At 70.0% G+C, this 18,519-nt stretch carries 13 protein-coding genes; 3 read left to right on the top strand and 10 right to left on the bottom strand.

Features of this window, described 5'->3' with window-relative positions; translation table 11 throughout:
* Positions 1–106 precede the first annotated feature (106 nt).
* The 5 genes from ffh to OG496_RS39140 all read right to left on the bottom strand — a co-directional run bounded on the left by ffh (position 107) and on the right by OG496_RS39140 (position 7,965).
* The gene (gene ffh, locus OG496_RS39160) at positions 107–1,660 is read right to left on the bottom strand and encodes a signal recognition particle protein (protein ID WP_366490191.1); all 1,554 of its coding nucleotides are present in this window, start codon (positions 1,658–1,660) and stop codon (positions 107–109) included.
* Between the two features lie 105 nt (positions 1,661–1,765).
* The gene (locus OG496_RS39155; protein WP_366490190.1) at positions 1,766–4,216 is read right to left on the bottom strand and encodes a [protein-PII] uridylyltransferase; all 2,451 of its coding nucleotides are present in this window, start codon (positions 4,214–4,216) and stop codon (positions 1,766–1,768) included.
* 25 nt (positions 4,217–4,241) lie between these two features.
* Complete coding sequence (locus OG496_RS39150) at positions 4,242–4,580, bottom strand: P-II family nitrogen regulator (protein WP_003997576.1); 339 nt, start codon at positions 4,578–4,580, stop codon at positions 4,242–4,244.
* The gene (locus OG496_RS39145; protein WP_366490189.1) at positions 4,577–5,908 is read right to left on the bottom strand and encodes an ammonium transporter; all 1,332 of its coding nucleotides are present in this window, start codon (positions 5,906–5,908) and stop codon (positions 4,577–4,579) included. Before OG496_RS39145 ends, OG496_RS39150 begins: the two co-directional genes overlap by 4 nt.
* A 572-nt stretch (positions 5,909–6,480) precedes the next feature.
* Positions 6,481–7,965 (bottom strand): hypothetical protein, encoded by a 1,485-nt coding sequence (locus tag OG496_RS39140; protein WP_366490187.1) that lies wholly within the window; start codon positions 7,963–7,965, stop codon positions 6,481–6,483.
* Between the two features lie 446 nt (positions 7,966–8,411).
* Here OG496_RS39140 and OG496_RS39135 point away from each other — a divergent pair, with 446 nt between their 5' ends.
* Positions 8,412–9,077 carry a bifunctional DNA primase/polymerase gene (locus OG496_RS39135; protein ID WP_405974217.1) on the top strand — a complete coding sequence of 222 codons (666 nt, stop codon included), beginning with the start codon at positions 8,412–8,414 and terminating at the stop codon, positions 9,075–9,077.
* Positions 9,078–9,256: 179 nt separating this feature from the next.
* Here the strand turns inward: OG496_RS39135 and ftsY are convergent, their stop codons facing one another.
* Entirely contained in the window at positions 9,257–10,447 is a 1,191-nt protein-coding gene (gene ftsY, locus OG496_RS39130) for a signal recognition particle-docking protein FtsY (RefSeq protein WP_405974216.1), read from the bottom strand.
* Positions 10,448–10,622: 175 nt separating this feature from the next.
* Here ftsY and OG496_RS39125 point away from each other — a divergent pair, with 175 nt between their 5' ends.
* Positions 10,623–11,594: an LLM class flavin-dependent oxidoreductase gene (locus OG496_RS39125; protein ID WP_405974215.1), complete on the top strand. Its 972-nt coding sequence runs from the start codon at positions 10,623–10,625 to the stop codon at positions 11,592–11,594.
* Positions 11,595–11,664: 70 nt separating this feature from the next.
* Positions 11,665–12,024, top strand: a complete 360-nt coding sequence (locus tag OG496_RS39120; RefSeq protein WP_327401041.1) for a hypothetical protein — start codon at positions 11,665–11,667, stop codon at positions 12,022–12,024.
* A 73-nt stretch (positions 12,025–12,097) separates the two neighbouring features.
* Here OG496_RS39120 and OG496_RS39115 read toward each other — a convergent pair whose 3' ends face one another.
* The 4 genes from OG496_RS39115 to OG496_RS39100 all read right to left on the bottom strand — a co-directional run bounded on the left by OG496_RS39115 (position 12,098) and on the right by OG496_RS39100 (position 18,453).
* On the bottom strand, positions 12,098–13,519 hold the full coding sequence (locus tag OG496_RS39115) for a sugar porter family MFS transporter (protein WP_405974214.1): 1,422 nt from the start codon (positions 13,517–13,519) through the stop codon (positions 12,098–12,100).
* A gap of 209 nt (positions 13,520–13,728) precedes the next feature.
* A complete protein-coding gene (gene smc / locus OG496_RS39110) occupies positions 13,729–17,358 on the bottom strand; it encodes a chromosome segregation protein SMC (protein ID WP_405974213.1) in 3,630 nt (1,209 codons plus the stop codon).
* A gap of 219 nt (positions 17,359–17,577) precedes the next feature.
* On the bottom strand, positions 17,578–17,778 hold the full coding sequence (locus OG496_RS39105) for a hypothetical protein (protein ID WP_033282668.1): 201 nt from the start codon (positions 17,776–17,778) through the stop codon (positions 17,578–17,580).
* A gap of 393 nt (positions 17,779–18,171) precedes the next feature.
* Entirely contained in the window at positions 18,172–18,453 is a 282-nt protein-coding gene (locus OG496_RS39100) for an acylphosphatase (RefSeq protein WP_365306918.1), read from the bottom strand.
* Between the last annotated feature and the right edge of the window lie 66 nt (positions 18,454–18,519).

Here is an 18,519-nt window from a genome sequence, read left to right as displayed (position 1 = left end):
CGCGCCAGGCGTCGGCACGCCCAGCATGCGCCGAGGGCGCCCTTCAAAAGAAGGGCGCCCTCGGCGACGTAGAAGACGGGCTGTCAGCCCATGGACCTTCTCAAGCTCAGCCCATGAACTTCTTGAACTCGTCCGGCAGCTCGAAGTCCTGGCCGCCCTGCTCGGGCAGTCCGAACGCGTTGCCGCCCTGCGCGGCGCCGGCCTCGCGGCGCTTGGCCTCTTCCAGCTCCTGCTGCTTGCGCTTCATCGGGTTGCCGGAACGCTGCTTGCCCTTGGCCTGCTTGGGCTGCTTCTTGGTGCGGCCGGGGCCGCCGCCCATGCCCGGCATCCCCGGCATGCCGGGCATCCCGCCGCCCTGCGCCATGCGGGACATCATCTTGCGGGCCTCGAAGAACCGCTCGACCAGGCCCTTCACGGCGCTGACCTCGACGCCGGAGCCCTTGGCGATACGGGCGCGGCGCGAGCCGTTGATGATCGTCGGCTCCTGGCGCTCGGCCGGGGTCATCGACTTGATGATCGCGGCCGTACGGTCGACGTCCCGCTCGTCCAGGTTGTTGATCTGGTCCTTGATCTGGCCCATGCCGGGGAGCATGCCGAGCAGCTTGCTGATGCTGCCCATCTTCCTGACCTGTTCCATCTGGGACAGGAAGTCGTCGAGGGTGAAGTCCTGGCCCTTCTTGGACGCCAGCTTGGAGGCCATCTTCTCGGCCTCTTCTTGGCTGAACGTCTTCTCCGCCTGCTCGATCAGGGTGAGCAGGTCACCCATGTCGAGGATGCGGGAGGCCATCCGGTCCGGGTGGAAGGCGTCGAAGTCGTCGAGCTTCTCGCCGTTCGACGCGAACATGATCGGCTTGCCGGTGACCGAGGCGATCGACAGGGCCGCACCACCGCGGGCGTCGCCGTCGAGCTTGGAGAGCACCACGCCGTCGAAGCCGACGCCGTCGCGGAAGGACTCGGCGGTGTTGACCGCGTCCTGGCCGATCATCGCGTCGACGACGAAGAGGATCTCGTCCGGCGAGACCGCGTCACGGATGTCCGCGGCCTGCTGCATCAGCTCCTGGTCGATGCCGAGGCGGCCCGCGGTGTCCACGATCACGATGTCGTGGACCTTGGACTTCGCGAACTCGATGGAGTCCTTGGCGACCTTGACCGGGTCGCCCACACCGTTGCCCGGCTCGGGCGCGTAGACCGCGACACCGGCGCGCTCGGCGACGACGCTCAGCTGGTTCACCGCGTTCGGGCGCTGGAGGTCGGCCGCGACGAGCAGCGGCGAGTGCCCCTGGTCCTTGAGCCACTTGCCGAGCTTGCCCGCGAGGGTCGTCTTACCGGCACCCTGCAGACCCGCGAGCATGATCACGGTCGGCGGGTTCTTGGCGAAGCGCAGACGCCGGGTCTCGCCGCCGAGGATCGTGACGAGTTCGTCGTTGACGATCTTCAGGACCTGCTGGGCCGGGTTCAGCGCCTTGTTGACGTCGGAGTCGAGGGCGCGGTCCTTGACGTTCTTGATGAACGTCCGTACGACCGGCAGCGCCACGTCCGCTTCGAGGAGGGCGATACGGATCTCGCGCGCGGTGGCGTCGATGTCCGCCTCGCTCAGACGCCCCTTGCCGCGCAGATTCTTGAAGGTCGCTGAGAGGCGGTCGGAGAGAGTATCGAACACGGCGGCGTCGGTCCTCGGAGTCGGGGGCAGTGTGAGCGTCTTCCAGGGTATCCGGCCGCGCAAGCGAATCGTCCCCGCCCGCGGGGTCGGAAAGCCGGGACGGGCTCAGGCCCGCAGGGTCTCTTCCAGCTTCCGTGCCACCGACGCCGCCTCGTCCCCCACCAGCGGCACACCCTCCGCGGTCGTCACGTAGAACGCGTCGACCGCGTTGGACCCCAGGGTCGAGACGTGCATGCTGCGGACCCGTACCCCCACGTCGTCGAGGGCCCGTCCGATCCGGTGCAGCAGCCCCGGGGCGTCGTGCGCGCGCACCTCGATGACCGTGGCGTGCCGGGAGGCGGCCGGGGCGACCGTCACGCGGGCCGGCGGGGCCACGACACCCCGGCGGCGCGGGTACGCGGCGTCGCGCTCGGCGAGGCGGCCCGCGATGTCCAGGGATCCGTCCAGAGCCCGTACGAGATCGGCGCGCAGCCGGGCGGCCTGGGGCAGGGAGCCGTACTCGGCGGCGACCCGCCAGTTCAGCAGGAGCACCGAGCCCTCCACGCCGTCCGGCAGGTCGAGCGCGCGCAGCTCCGCCGTACGGACCGTCAGGCGGTGCATCGCCAGGACGCCGGCCACCGCGGGGAGCACGCCCGGCTGGTCCGGTACGGCGATCAGGAGTTCCACGCCGAGCGGTTCGGGGTCACCGGCGGGCTCGTCCTCGGTCGGGGGTTCTGTCTGGGCGCGCAGGGCCAGCACCGGGCCGCCGGTGGCGACCGCCTCGATCGCGAGCCGTTCCTGTTCGGCGGTGGCCGCGCCCGCCTCGGGCTCCTCGGGGGCGTCCCCGGAGAGGACCGCGGCGACCCGCTTGACCAGGTCGGTGACGAGGCCCGCACGCCAGGACGACCAGGCGGCCGGTCCGGTGGCCAGCGCGTCCGCCTCGGTCAGCGCGTGCAGCAGTTCCAGGGTGCTCGTCGTCCCGACCGCCTCGGCGACCGAACGGACCGTCGCCGGGTCCTCCAGGTCACGCCGGGTCGCCGTCTCGATGAGCAGCAGGTGATGACGTACGAGAGTGGCGAGTACGGCGACTTCCGCGCGGTCGAAGCCGATGCGGGCGGCCACGTCCTTGGCGATGATCTCGCCGGCCACCGAGTGGTCGCCGGGCCAGCCCTTGCCGATGTCGTGCAGCAGCGCGGCGACCAGCAGGAGGTCGGGGCGGCTGACGCGGCGGGCGAACTCCGAGGCGCGGACGGCGGTTTCGATGAGGTGCCGGTCGACGGTCCAGATGTGCACGGCGTTGCGCTGCGGGCGGCAGCGCACCCGCTCCCAGTCGGGGAGAAGGCGGGTGATCAGACCCTCGGCCTCCAGCGCCTCCCACACGTCCACCGTGGGCTGCCCGGAACCGAGCAGCGTCACGAGCTGTTCGCGCGCCTCGGCGGGCCAGGGCGTGGGCAACGGGCGAACGGTGGCCGCGAGGCGCCGTACGGCGTGCAGCGAGAGCGGAAGACCGGCCTGCGCGGCGGCAGCGGCGGCGCGCAGCGGAAGGACGGGGTCACGCTCGGGGCGTGCGGCGCGGGCGAGCACCACCTCGCCGTCCTGTTCTACGACCCCTTCGGCCAGCGGGGAGCGTTCGGCGGCGGGTTTCGCGCCCCCGCCGAGCATGGCGCGCAGCCTCGGCCGCACGGCGCGCGACCGCAGCACGCGCCCCACTTCACGCCAGGTGACATCACTGGCGTACGACACGACGCGTGCCGCTTCGTAGACCTGCCGGAGCAGGGTGTCCGCGTCGAGGAGGCCCAGCTCGGCGGCGACCTGGTCCTGCTCCTGGAGTGCGAGCCGGTCGGTCGCGCGGCCGGTGGTGAGGTGCAGGGCGTCGCGCACGTCGAGGAGCCGGCGGCGGGCGTCGGCGAGGCCCTCGCGCGGGGCGTCGGCGAGCCAGGAGGCGGCTACGGCGCGCAGCGCGGTGGCGTCGCGGAGGCCGCCGCGGGCCTCCTTGAGGTCGGGTTCGAGGAGGTACTGCAACTCGCCCTGGCGCTCGGCGCGTTCGGCGCAGAGTTCCTGGAGTTCGGGGAGGCGCTTGGGCGCCTGGTTGCGCCAGTCGGCGAGGACGGCCGTGCGCAGGGAGGCGGTCAGGCCGAGGTCGCCGGCGATGTGGCGGGCGTCGAGGAGGCCGAGCTGGACCTTGAGGTCCTCGCCGGCGGTCTTGCGGGCTTCCGCGGGGGTACGGACGGAGTGGTCGAGGGCGAGGCCGAGGTCCCAGACCGGGTACCAGATGCGGTCGGCCAGCGCGGCGACCGCGCCGGAGTCGCCGCCGTCGTGCAGGAGGAGCAGGTCGAGGTCGCTGCGCGGGGAGAGTTCGCCGCGGCCGTAGCCGCCGACGGCGACCAGGGAGACGCCCTTGAGGGCCTCGGAGCCGGCGGTGAAGAGGCCGGTCAGCCAGTCGTCGGTCAGTTCGGCGAGGGCCGCACGGCGCGGCGGCCCGGACCGCACCCCCTCAGTGAGGAGGCGCAGCCGGGCCGCCGCATAGCCGCTGGGTCCGGAGTCCTCTGCATCCTTGCGCACGTCCGTACTCGACACCCAGCGACTCCTGTTCTGTTTCTTTTTAGAGCGCGTCCGGTCCGCGCTCGCCGGTCCTGACCCGGACGGCCGTCTCGACCGGGAGGGACCAGACCTTGCCGTCACCGATCTTGCCGGTTCGGGCGGCCTTGACGATGACGTCGATCAGCTGCTCGGCGTCGTCGTCCTCGGCCAGCACCTCGATGCGGATCTTGGGGACCAGGTCGACCGTGTACTCGGCGCCCCGGTAGACCTCGGTGTGTCCCCGCTGACGACCGTAGCCGCTCGCTTCGGTGACCGTCAGACCGTGGACCCCGAAGGCCTGGAGGGCTTCCTTGATCTCGTCGAGCCGGTGGGGCTTCACGACGGCGGTGATGAGCTTCATGCGTCCACCTTCTTCGTCTCCGGGGCGGCGAGAGCGGAGCTGCCGATGCCACCGCCGGCGCCGCTGAAGTCGTATGCGGTCTCGGCGTGCTCGGCCTGGTCGATGCCGGCGACCTCTTCGTCCTCGGTGACCCGCATACCGATGGTCTTGTCGATGAGGAAGGCGAGGACCGCCGAGGCGACCAGGGAGTAGCCGAGGACCGCGCCGACACCGGCGAACTGCTTCCACAGCTGGGTGAAGGAGTGGTCGCCGTAGAAGACGCCGGTCGCGGCGGACTGGCCCTTGCCGGTGGCGAAGAAGCCGATGAGCAGGGAGCCGAGGATACCGCCGACCATGTGGACGCCGACGACGTCGAGGGAGTCGTCGATGTTGAACTTGTACTTCAGGCCGACGGCCGCGGCACAGCCGACACCGGCGATGGCGCCGACGGCGATCGCGCCGAGCGGGGAGACCGCACCACCGGACGGGGTGATGGCGACCAGACCGGCGACGGCACCCGAGGCCGCGCCGAGCGTGGTGAACGCGCCGTGCCGGATCTTCTCGTAGGCGAGCCAGGCGAGCATGGCGGCGGCGGTGGCGACCTGGGTGTTGACGAACATCAGCGCGCCGACGCCGTCGTCGTTGCCGAGCCACGAGCCGGCGTTGAAGCCGAACCAGCCGAACCACAGCAGACCGCAGCCGAGCATGACCAGCGGGAGGCTGTGCGGACGCATGGGGTCACGCTTGAAGCCGACACGCTTGCCGATGACCAGGATGACGCCGAGGGCGCCGGCACCGGCGTTGATGTGGACCGCCGTACCACCGGCGAAGTCGATCACACCGAGCTTGTAGGCCCAGCCGTCGGCGCCCCACACCCAGTGGGCGACCGGGACGTAGACGACCGTGAGCCACAGGGCGACGAAGAGCGCCCAGGCCGAGAACTTGACGCGGTCTGCGATGGCACCGCTTATCAGGGCGGGCGTGATGACGGCGAACATCATCTGGAAGACCATGAACACGAAGATCGGGATGGTGTAGCCGGGCCAGAGGTCCGTCAGGCCGACGTCGCTCATGCCGAGCCAGTGGGAGTCGTAGCCGATGAAGCCGTTACTCGAACCGAAGGCGAGCGAGAAGCCGTAGAGCACCCACAGGATGGTGACGATCCCGATGCTGATGAAGCTCATCATCAGCATGTTCAGGGTGCTCTTGACGCGGACCATGCCTCCGTAGAAGAAGGCGAGTCCCGGTGTCATGAGCAGCACCAGGGCAGAACAGATCAGCATGAAGCCTGTGTTCGCGGAGGACAGTTTGGGTGCCTCAGCGGCAAGCGTGATGGCGGCTGATGCCATCGGCGTCTCCTCGTCGGTTGTACGGCCCCGTGCGGGCGAAGCCTGTATGCGGTCCGGTCAAGGCGGGGGGTCCGGTTATGCGCCATGAGATTGGCGCAGCGCGGTTTCCGTCGAAGCCCCTCGATGTTTCACCGGAGTGACGAAGGCGCCGTGCGTGTTACGCGTCGATGAACCGCCGGATCTCCGGCCGCGCGATCGTTATCGTGGCGCAACCTTTTCCGACGGCCGGAAACCGGCCGCGGTCCGCCTCCCGACGGCTCGGCGCGGGGGCGCCGGGGCATGGGGCTCGGACCCCTTCGGCGCTCTCCCGGGGCCCGGTCGGGACCCTCTCGGCGGGGCCGACGTTTTCGGCCGGACCACGGACACCGCGTACCGCAGTGTCGACGGTCTTTCGAATACGAGTTCCGAAGAGCCGGACGGTCCTCCGACCACCCGGACCTCACCTGCCGCACCGGCGCCACCCGCTCGGTGTCCGCGGACAGGACCGGCCGCGGTCGGCCTTCCGATGACCTGGCATGGGGGAGCCGAGTCGGGCGGTTCGGGAGGGCCGGCCGCGGCCGGGGTTCGGGGTGTCAGACCGCTTCGGCGGTCTCCGGCAGCTCGATCGCGAGCCGGTCGGTGAGGTCGACGACCACGGCCAGTTCACCGAAGTCGCGGACCGCCGTGTCGACGGTCTTTCGGATACGAGTGTTGACGCGCTCGGAGCGCACCTTCTTGGCGACGGTCATCGCCTCCGTCGCCAGCAGCGCGCTCTGCTCGGGCTCCCGCTGCAGGAGGTGCACGGTGGCCATGCCGATGAGGTTGAGTGCGTACGACCGCTGGTGCACCTCGTCCTTGGCGAAGAGGTCCACCGCCCGCTGCATGACGGGCTCGGCCAGCGAGGCGTAGGCGGGGCTGCGGCCGGCGACGTAGGCGAGGTCGCGATAGGAGTGCGAGTTCTCGCCGTACAGCTCGGCCTCGGAGAAGAAACGGATCCAGTCCGGGTCCGGGTCGTCCCAGTCGTGTACGTCCCCGAAGGTGTCCTCGGCCATCCGGACGGCCCGCTTGCACTTGCCGGGCTGCCCCATGTTGGCGTAGGCGCGGGCCTCCATCGCATACAGCATCGACTGGGTGCGCGGGCTCGCGCAGTCCCGGCTGCCGTACTGCGCGAGGTGGATCAGCTCCAGCGCGTCGTCGGGCCGCCCGAGGTGGATCATCTGCCGGCTCATGCTGGACAGGACGTACGACCCGAGCGGCTTGTCGCCCGCCTCCTTGGCGGCGTGCAGGGCGAGGACGAAGTACTTCTGCGCGGTGGGCTGGAGCCCCACGTCGTACGACATCCACCCGGCCAGCTCGGCGAGTTCGGCGGCGACCTTGAACAACTTCCGCGTGGTGGCCTCGGGTTGGGGCTCCTGAAGCAGGTCGGTCACCTCGTGCAGCTGTCCTACGACCGCCTTGCGCCGCAGGCCGCCGCCGCACTGGGCGTCCCACTTGCGGAACATCGCCGTGGTGGACTCCAGCAGCTCCAACTCGGGCCGGGAGAGCCGCCCCTGATGCCGGGAGGCGCTCGCGGGCTCGGGCTCCGGGTGGTGGGCCGAGGGGCCGGGGACCAGCCAGCGCTGCATGGGCTCGATGAGCGTCGGTCCCGCGGACAGGGCCAGCGAGGCCCCGAGGAAGCCGCGCCGGGCCAGCATGAGGTCGCTGCGGGAGAACTCGCTGAGCAGGGCCACCGTCTGCGGGGCCGTCCACGGCAGGTCGACGCCGGACACGGAGGGTGCCTGGCGGGCCGCGCGCAGGCCCAGGTCCTCGACCGAGACGACACAGCCGAAGCGCTCGGAGAACAGCTCCGAGAGGATCCTCGGGATCGGCTCGCGCGGGTTCTCGCCGTCCAGCCAGCGGCGCACGCGCGAGGTGTCCGTGGAGATGTGGTTGGCCCCCAACTGTCGCGCCCTGCGGTTCACTTGACGCGCCAGCTCACCCTTGGACCAGCCGCTGCGCACGAACCACGAGCCGAGCAGCTCATTGGGGCGCTTCTCCGTACTGGCCGCGGTTGTCCCGCTTCCGCCGTTGCCGCCCACTGGAACGCCCCCATCCCTGGAACCACTTGTCGCCGCTGTGCGCCAAGCCCTATCAGAATGCCGGTAAATACGGCTTCCCGTCCCGCACTTGTCACCCTTCGAACGAGATGACGAGTTGCCTCCGGCATACCCACAAGCGCATGTGCCCCGAGGACTTGTGCACTCAAAGTAATCCTACGATCACCCGTCCAGCCACGGCGATCCCGGAAACGCCACCATTCGCCACCCCTTCGAATGAACCTACGGTTGCCCGCGCACGATTCACTTGACATAGGACGGCCGAAGGTGGGCGCAGCGGTGCACGCAGGGGCGCACACCGTCGAGCACACCACCCAAGGCACTCCCGGACGCCGCCTGGACCACGCGGCACGGGGCAGGCGTGAACACAGAGTGACGACACGCATCCGTCTCGTAACCACCGGTGCGTTGGACCCGTTGGAGGGGGCATGGGCTTCACGATCGGCAGCAGCCGGGGTATCCGCGACATCCGGTCCGGCACGCGCCGCCGCGGCCGCGCGTCGGAGTGCACAACGGTGGCCGAGTTCACCGGCCTGTGGGGCTGGGACGTGGTCGCGGGCGCACGGGCCGCGGGCGGCGCGTGTTCCTGCGGCGACACCCAGTGCCCCACGCCGGGCGCACATCCACTGACCTTCGCTCCGGAAGTACGGGCCGGTGCGACCCTCGACGAAGTCACCGACGCCTGGGCCGAGTTGCCCGGCGCCGCGATCATGCTGCCCGTGGGCCGCGCGTTCGACGTGATCGAGGTGGCCGAGCCCGCCGGCCGCCGCGCACTGGCCCGCCTGGAGCGGATGGGCCTCCCGCTCGGCCCGGTCGCGGCGACCCCCGACCACCGCGCCCACTTCTTCGTCGCCCCCGGCGCCGCCGCCGAACTCCCCGCCCTCCTCTACCGCATGGGCTGGGACGACCCCACCTCCCTCGACCTCCGCGGCCTGGGCCCGGGCACCCACATCACCGCCCCGCCCTCCGACCGAGGAGGCCTGGGCCCGGTCCGCTGGCTCCGCTCCCCCGCCCTCGACTCGGCGACCAAACCACCGGCCGCGCGGCTGCTGTTGGGCACGCTGGCGTACGTGGCACACAGGTCGCGCGCGTAGTCGTAGAACGACGAAGTGCCCGTCCCCAACCGCGAGTTGGGGACGGGCACTTTTTGAACGGGGGCCGACTACAGCGCCCCCGCAAGGGGCGCGGGGCTGTGACATCTGCGGCTCCGCCGCGTGGGCGCGACAAGCCCCCACCGGCGCGCGGACAGAGGAACCGCGCAACCCAGGGAACGTCAGTCGCCGATAAGGGCGTCAACAAACGCCTCCGGCTCGAACGGCGCCAAATCGTCCGCACCTTCACCGAGCCCGATCAGCTTCACCGGCACACCCAGTTCACGCTGCACGGCGATCACGATGCCGCCCTTGGCCGTACCGTCGAGCTTGGTCAGGACGATCCCGGTGATGTCGACGACCTCGGCGAAGACCCGTGCCTGCACCAGCCCGTTCTGCCCGGTGGTGGCGTCGAGCACGAGCAGGATCTCGTCCAGCGGCGCGTGCTTCTCGACGACCCGCTTGACCTTCCCCAGCTCGTCCATGAGCCCGGTCTTCGTGTGCAGCCGCCCGGCCGTGTCGATGAGGACGACGTCGACCCCCATCTCCTTGCCCTCCTTCACCGCGTCGAACGCGACGGAGGCGGGGTCACCGGCCTCGGGCCCGCGCACGGTGTGGGCACCGACGCGCTCGCCCCAGGTCTGCAACTGGTCGGCGGCGGCGGCCCGGAAGGTGTCGGCGGCGCCGAGCACGACGGTCCGCCCGTCGGCCACGAGGACGCGGGCGAGCTTGCCGGTGGTGGTGGTCTTGCCGGTGCCGTTGACCCCGACGACCATCACGATGCCGGGCTTGCGGTCCTCGGGCTCGGTCTTGACCGTGCGGTCGACGTCGGTGCCGACCAGCTTGAGCAGCTCCTCGCGCAGCAGCGTGCGCAGCTCCTGCGGGGTGCGGGTGCCGAGCACCTTCACGCGCTCGCGCAGCCCGTCGACCAGTTCCTGGGTGGGCGCCACGCCGACGTCGGCGGTGAGGAGGATCTCCTCGATCTCCTCCCAGGTGTCCTCGTCGAGGTGCTCGCGCGACAGGAGCACGAGGAGCCCCTTGCCGAGCGCGTTCTGGGAGCGGGAGAGCCGCGAGCGCAGCCGGACGAGCCGTCCGGCGGTCGGCTCGGGAACATCGAGTGCGGCGGGCGGCTCCTCGACTACGACCGGAGCCGAGCCGTCCGGAAGATCCACCTCCTCTATCGTCCGGCGCGCTTCGTCGCGCGGCGTCTCGGCCTCGTCGCCGACGTGCGGCTCGGCCGGCGGGGCGGTGATGTCGGGCACGGAGGTGGGCGGCGGGGGCAGCGGCTTCTTGCGCCGGCTGCCGACGACGAGCCCGCCGAGCGCACCGAGCACGACCACGGCGATGACTACAGCAAGGATGACGGTTTCCATAACCCACCCAGTATCAGCCATGGGTCTCGCCGGGGCCCAGCGCGGGCACGGCCGGGGGCGTCGGACGCCCCCGGCCTCGTACACACGAGGAAGCCCGGACGGCCGTAGCCGCGCCCATGGCCATCTGATGCACCGTCAGCTAGCGTCCCCCACCACACACGAAGGGGGACCTCCCATGCCCGTCTCGGTCGTACGCTTCAACCTCGTCGAACCCGGCGCCACCCCCGCCTCACTGAGCGCCCGCTACCGGGCCGCCCTGGAGATGGCCACGTACGCCGACGAGCACGGGATCACCACCGTGCAGACGGAGGAGCACCACGGTGTCGCCAACAACTGGCTGCCGTCGCCCTTCGCCTTCGCGGGCGCGGTGTTCGGGGCGACCCGGCACATCGCGGTGACGGTCTCGGCGGTCATCGGCCCGCTGCACGACCCGCTGCGGCTGGCCGAGGACATCGCCGTACTCGATCTGCTGAGTGGCGGCCGCCTGGTGACCGTGGCCGGGATCGGTTACCGGCCCGAGGAGTACGCCCAGTTCGACGTGGACTGGAAGCGCCGGGGCAAGCTCCAGGACGAGCTGCTGGAGACGGTCCTGAAGGCGTGGTCCGGCGAGGAGTTCGAGTACCGCGGCCGTACGGTACGGGTCACCCCGCGCCCCTTCTCCGACCCGCACCCCCTGCTGCTGGTCGGCGGTTCCTCGAAGGCCGCCGCGCGTCGGGCCGCACGCCTTGGCCTGCCCTTCTTCCCCAGCGCGCACCTGCCGGACCTGGAGGCGTACTACAAGGACCGGCTCGTCGAGTACGGTACGGAGGGCTGGACGATGATGCCGGGGGCGGTGACCCCGCTGCTGCACATCGCCGAGGACCCGGACCGGGCCTGGGCCGAGTACGGGGCGCACTTCCTGCACGAGGCGCGGACGTACGCCTCGTGGCAGTCCGGGGACATCCGCTCGGCGGTGAAGTCGGGGGCGACGACCGTGGCGGAGCTGCGCGCGGAGGGCGTCTACCGCATCCTCACGCCGGACGAGTGCGTGGCGCTGGGGCTCGACAACCTCGTCCTGCATCCGCTGTCGGGCGGGATGCCGGTGGACGAGGGATGGCGCAGCCTGCGGCTGTTCGCGGAGCAGGTGCTGCCGCGGCTCGGGGAGTGACCCCGATTCGGAGGGTGACCTTTACCCGCAACCGGTGGACCGGCCGGTCGACCGGTGGTCCACTGCGGTCATGACCTTGGCTGTGGATGTGTTCCTGCGTGACGCGGACGGCCAGTGGAACGTGCTCGACGTTCCGGAGGGGTGCAACGACTCGGCCGGCTTCGAGAACTGGCGCGAGACCGTCTGGGGTTCGGCGCCCGTGCGCTCGCTGGGCTGCGTGTACCTTCCCGTGCTGGCCTCCAGCGACCTGTACGTCGAGGCCTCGGACGTACCGGAGTTCCTGCGCGAGCTCGCGCTGCTGCGGGAGCATCTGGAAGCTGTCGCCGCGGCGGTCGGGGAACGTACCGACCTCGTGGAGAGCCGCCTGGACAACATCGAGGCCGCCGCTCTCCGGGCCAGGGAGATCGGCGGCGGCGTCCTCATCTGGTGACTGAGGGGTGGTTTCGGGGAGACGGGCGGCGGGGGATTGAGCCCGTCTCCCCGAGCTTGTGGGGAGGGCCTGGTCAGCCCATGTCCTCCAGCCTCTTGCCCTTCGTCTCCTTCACGAACTTCAGGACGAACGGGATGGAGAGCGCGGCGAAGACCGTGTAGATCACGTAGGTCGCGGAGAGGTTCCAGTCGGCCAGCGACGGGAAGCTCGCGGTGATGGCCCAGTTGGCGATCCACTGCGCGGAGGCGGCGACACCCAGGGCGGCGGCGCGGATCCGGTTCGGGAACATCTCGCCGAGGAAGACCCAGACCACGACACCCCAGGACAGGGCGAAGAACAGGACGAACACGTGGGCCGCGATCAGCGCGGTCCAGCCCTGCGCGGAGGGCAGCTTGCCGTCGACGAGGTGGTACGAGAAGGCCCAGGCCTCCAGCGCGAGACCGACGACCATGCCGACCGAGCCGATGAGGGCCAGCGGCTTACGGCCGATGCGGTCCACGAAGATCATGGCGATCACGGTGCCGATGATGTTCACGATCGACGTCGTGAAGGAGTAGAAGAACGACTGCGTCGGGTCGACGCCGACGGACTGCCACAGCGTCGAGGAGTAGTAGAACGCGACGTTGATGCCGACGAGCTGCTGGAAGGCCGAGAGGCCGATGCCGACCCAGACGATCGGCTTGAAGAAGAAGCCGCCACCGCCGAGCAGGTCCTTGAAGGTCGACTTGTGCTCGCTCTTCATCGCGTGCTCGATCTCGGCGACGCGGGCGTCCAGGTCGATGTCGTCGCCCTCGACCTCACGCAGCACCTCGTGCGCGCGGCTCAGCTTGCCCGCGGAGATCAGGAAGCGCGGGGACTCGGGGATGGCGAAGGAGAGCAGGCCGTAGAGGATGGCCGGGATCACCATGACGCCGAGCATGACCTGCCAGGCTTCCAGGCCCATGAGCTTGCCGCGCTGGTCGCCGTCGGCGGCGTTCAGCAGACCCCAGTTGACCAGCTGGGAGATCGCGATGCCGATGACGATCGCGGCCTGCTGGAAGGAGCCGAGCCGGCCGCGGTAGGCGGGCGGGGACACCTCGGCGATGTAGGCCGGGCCGATGACGGAGGCCATACCGATGGCGAAACCGCCGATGACCCGCCAGAAGGCGAGGTCCCAGAGCGCGAAGGGCAGCGCCGAACCGACGGCGCTGATGGTGAACAGCACGGCGGAGATCTGCATACAGCGGATACGGCCGATGCGGTCGGCTATCCGGCCGGCGGTCGCCGCGCCGATGGCACAGCCGATCAGGGCGATGGCGATGACCTGCGCCAGGACCGTGGAGCCCACGTCGTAGCGGTCGCGGATCGCCTCGACGGCACCATTGATCACGGAACTGTCGTAGCCGAACAGGAAGCCGCCCATCGCGGCCGCCGCCGCGATGAAGATGACGTGCGCGAGATGTTCGGGATGAGCCGGCCCGGCTCCTGACTGAGGTGCCTGCGCAGTGCTGGTCACGTGTAACTCCTGAGGCCACCGGCGTCGCTGCCGGGGTGGGGGGGCGACCCTTCCAGTGGCGCACAGCTTCCCGCTGCCCACCACCTGAAGGTAAAAGCAACGTTGCAGAGACTATGCCTTCAAGTTTCGAAGTCAATAGGGGGTCTGGTGTGAATTCCAACCCCACAGGTCACCGCAGTGTGTTCAGGACTTGAACGCACGATGAAGGTCTAGCGGAGACGCTGTGAGATGACCTTCGACACCCCGTCGCCCTGCATGGAGACGCCGTACAACGCGTCGGCGACCTCCATCGTGCGCTTCTGGTGGGTGATCACGATCAGCTGCGAGGCCTCCTGCAGCTCCTGCATGATCCGGATCAGCCGCTGGAGGTTGGTGTCGTCGAGCGCCGCCTCGACCTCGTCCATCACATAGAACGGGCTGGGCCGTGCCTTGAAGATCGACACGAGGAGCGCTACGGCGGTGAGGGACCGCTCCCCGCCGGAGAGCAGCGAGAGCCGCTTGACCTTCTTGCCCGGGGGACGCGCCTCGACGTCGACCCCCGTGGTCAGCATGTTGTCGGGATCGGTCAGGATCAGCCGCCCCTCGCCACCGGGGAACAGCCGGCTGAAGACACCCTCGAACTGCAGGGCCGTGTCCCGGTAGGCCTCGGTGAAGACCTGCTCGACGCGCTCGTCGACCTCCTTCACCACTTGAAGCAGGTCGGTGCGGGTCTTCTTCAGGTCCTCCAGCTGCTCGCTGAGGAACTTGTGCCGCTCCTCCAGCGCCGCGAACTCCTCCAGCGCGAGCGGGTTCACCTTCCCGAGCTGCTGGTACGCCCGTTCGGCCGACTTGAGCCGCTTCTCCTGCTCGGCGCGGTGGAACGTACGGGGCTGGTTGCGCGGGTCCTCCGGGTCGTCCGGGAGCACCTCACCCTCGGCGGCGAGCGAGGGCGGCACGAGCTGATGCGGCCCGTACTCCTCGATCAGCCCCGCAGGCTCCACCCCCAACTCCTCCAGCGCCTTGCTCTCCAGCTGCTCGATCCGCATCCGCTTCTCGGCCCCCAGCACCTCACCGCGGTGCACCGAGTCGGTCAGCTTGTCGAGCTCACCCTTGAGGTCGCGCCCCTGAATCCGGGCGGCGGCCAGCTCCTGCTCGCGCCGCGCCTTGGCGGCATCGGCGGCGGTGCGCTCCTCGTCGGCGCGGGCGAGGGACACCTCGACGTGCGCGAGCAGCTGCCGCGCCCCGAAGGCAACAGCCTCCGCGACGGCCGCCTCATGCCGCAACCGCGCGAGCCGCTGCTCCGCCCGCGCGCGTGCCTCCCGCTCGGCCCGGGCCCCCCGATCCAGCGAATCGGCCCGCCCGGCAAGCCCCTTGACCCGCTCCTCATGCGTACGAACCTGAAGCCGAGCCTCCATCTCGGTCTGCCGAGCATTGGCCCCGTCGGCGGCCAACCGATCCCGCACGGAGGTATCGGGCTCCTCCTCGACCGGCATCTCCTCAGCAACAGCCAGCCGTTCAGCGAGGACTTCGGCTTCATCTACGGCCTTGTCGAGCGCGTCCTGTGCTCGTGCCGCCGCCGCGGTCGATCTCTCGGCCTCGCCTGCGGCGCCACGCGCCTGGCCCGCCAACCGCCCCAACTGCTGTGCCACAGCCGACTTTTCGCGCTCGGCGGCCCGGCGCCGGTCCCCCAACTCCTCAACCAGCGCGGCGCATTCCTTGCGTCGCTCGCCTGCGGCCTGCTGTGCGTCTGCCAACTCCTCGCAGCGGACGGCCAGTTCTTCGAGTTCGGCTGCGGCTTCGTCTACGGAGGCCTGGACTTCGAGGAGGCTGGGGGCGCCTGCGGAGCCGCCGTGGGCGAAGTGGGCGCCGAGCAGGTCGCCTTCGGCGGTTACCGCGGTCAACTCGGGGTGTGTGTATACGAGTTCTTCGGCGGCTTCGAGGGTGTCCACGACGACGTAGTTGTGCAGGAGGCGGCGGACTGCGGGCATGAGGTCGGCGGGGGCGCGGACGAAATCAGCGGCGAAGGACTGTCTGTTGCCTGCGGGCTCGTCGTGGCTGGTCGCGCTCCGCGGCGGAGCCGCAAATGGCTGCTGTCCCGCGCCCCTTTGAGGCGCCTCAGTCACCGGGGTCGAATACTCAGGGGCTCCTGCCAGCAGCAGCGCCGCCCTGCCCCCGTCTTGCTTGCGCAGCAAGCGGATCGCGTCCGCCGCCGACGCCGGAGTTGTCACCGCGATCGCGTCCGCCGCCGCGCCGAAGGCCGCCGCCAGGGCTACCTCGTGGCCCGGGGTTACCGTCAGCAGTTCCGCTGCTGGGCCCAGAATTCCGGTGAGGCGGTCGCGGGCGCCGAGCAGTATCCCGGTGCCGTCCTTCCGCCGTAGGCCCAGCGCCAGCGCCTCGTGGCGGGCCTGGGTGGCGGCCCGCTTGCGTTCCACCGCCGTGGCCGCTTCCCGCGCTGCCGTCAACGCGGCCTCCGCCTCGGCCAGTTGGCGCTTGCCCGCCTCGTGCCGCTCGGAGAGTTCCGCGTCGCCGGCGTCCAGGCCGTCCACCTCTGCCTGGAGTGCCTCGTACTCCTCCTGTGCGGTGACCGCTCGTTCCTGGGCCTCGTCGCGGGCGGAGGCGAGGCGGTCGATCTCGGCCTGAGCGGAGGCTGCGCGTGAACGGGCCGCGTTGACCTGGCCGTTGAGCCGGGCGAGGCCCTCGCGGCGGTCGGCGATGGAACGGGCCACGTCCTTCAGACGACGTTCCTCGGCCGTCAACTCCCGCTCCAGTTCGGAGCGATGGGCGACCGTGTCCTCCAGGGCGTGCTCGGCTGCTTCCAGGGCCGCTTCCAACTCGGCTTCCTGCTCGCGGATGCGGGCGGCCTCGCGCTCCATGTCCTCGGGGTCGCGGCCCCGCCGTTCCTCCGGCGGTGCCGACGTCGCGCTCTTCACCCGGGCGTCGGCCAGCGAGATCGTGCCGCGTACCCGCTCGGCCAGCTGGGACAGCTCGTACCAGGTCTGCTGGGCGCGCTGGAGGCGCGGCGTGAGCTGCCGTACCTCGTCCTCCAGGAGTCCCTCGCGCTGGAGCGCCTTACGCAGCTCCAGTTCGGCGGCCTCCTTGCGTCCCTTCAGTGCGGCCTCGTCGGCGATCTCGGTGTTCAGCGCCTGGCGCAGTCGTACGAGATCGTCGGCCAGCAGCCTCAGGCGCGCGTCTCGGAGATCCGCCTGGATGACGGCCGCGCGGCGGGCCACCGCCGCCTGGCGGCCCAGGGGCTTGAGTTGGCGGCGGAGTTCGTCCGTCAGGTCCTGCACGCGCGCGAGGTTGGCCTGCATCGCGTCCAGCTTGCGGAGCGCCTTCTCCTTGCGCTTGCGGTGCTTGAGGACTCCGGCCGCCTCCTCGATGAAGGCGCGGCGGCCCATGGGATCGGCGTGGAGCACGGAGTCGAGCTGGCCCTGGCCGACGATGACGTGCATCTCGCGGCCGATACCGGAGTCGGAGAGGAGTTCCTGGATGTCGAGGAGGCGACACGTGTCGCCGTTGATCTGGTACTCGCTGCCGCCGTTGCGGAACATGATCCGCGTGATGGTGACCTCGGCGTACTCGATGGGCAGTGCCCCGTCGGAGTTGTCGATGGTGAGGGACACCTCGGCGCGGCCCAGCGGGGGGCGGCCGGTGGTGCCGGCGAAGATGACGTCCTCCATCTTGCCGCCGCGCAGCGACTTGGCACCCTGTTCGCCCATGACCCAGCTGAGCGCGTCCACGACATTGGACTTGCCCGAGCCGTTCGGTCCGACGACGCACGTGATCCCCGGCTCGAACCGGAGCGTGGTCGCCGAGGCGAACGACTTGAACCCCCGCAGGGTCAGGGCCTTGAGGTGCACGCCGCTGGACTCTACCTTCCGCTGCTCGCTCTCTCCATGAACGTCCGGTTCCCCGCGGTTTCGCCCTTGAACGTGCAGGGCACACCAAACGTTAAAGAGGGTGGAGGCAGCACGGGGGAAAGAAAGAAGGGACGCCGAAGCGTCCCTTGCAAACTCTGACAATTCAGCGGTTGATGCAGGCCGCCCGACCACTGCTTGTCATGTGGTGCGTCGCAGTGATCAGGTGAGCGCGGGCTCCGCCTGGCGTGCGTCGAGCTCGAGAAGCGAATCGTGAGTTGCGGCAGCCGTCAGCGCGTCGTTCTCGTCCTGGATCCGAACGAGCTCGGATTCCAGGTCCTGGACGCGTTGCTGGAGCCGTCGCATCTCGGCGAGGAGTCGCGGGTCAGAGCCGCCGACGTAACCGAGAAGCGCCTTTGCCATGATGGATGGTCCTCCACACTGAGTGACCGACCGAAGCGGTGTGGGTCGTGAGGGAATCGCACCCGCGATGCTTGACAAACTGGGGTGTTGCTCTGCTGTTCTTCCATGCCAAACAGCTAAGGTGCGCGGGGCTTTCAGAGTCTCACCAAAAAGTTTGACGGTCAACACGATCACGCCCCGTATTGGCGGGCGACCCGGGGGCACGCGGCCCTGACCGGGCGGCGCTGCGACTCCTACGGGGCCTCGCTGGGTGTGGCGATCATCCTTAGGTGCGGAGCCTGCCAGAGCGAGCCGTTCTTGGCAACCACCAGGCAGTTTCTGCTGAGGGCAGCTGCCGGTGGCATGTCCCTCCGCTTCCGCCAGGGCCGCTTTACACCGTTTCGCAGTTTGTGCTCAGCGGATCGCGAAGCCGTCGTAGCCGCCGCGAGGTGTGTCCCAGATCTCGGTGACGCCGTCCACGCGCCCGGGCGTGTCGTGCCCCTGGAGCCAGTCGAGGAGTCCTTCGCAGCCCTCACGTGATCCCTCTGCGACCACTTGGACGCGTCCGTCGCCCAAATTGAGAGCAAAACCACTCAGGCCGCCGATCTCCAGAGCCTTGGCACGGGTAAACCACCGAAAACCCACACCTTGCACACGCCCTCGCACCCAGGCGACCATCCGCACATCCTCGCTCATGGCTGCAACCTAACCGGCCAAAACCTCTCTGGGCACTTGCTCCCCTCGCGCCATGCGGTACCGTCC

It is taken from the genome of Streptomyces sp. NBC_00988, from assembly GCF_045162645.1.
Taxonomy (GTDB): Bacteria; Actinomycetota; Actinomycetes; order Streptomycetales; family Streptomycetaceae; genus Streptomyces.
This window is presented reverse-complemented; position numbering and strand designations above follow the sequence as displayed.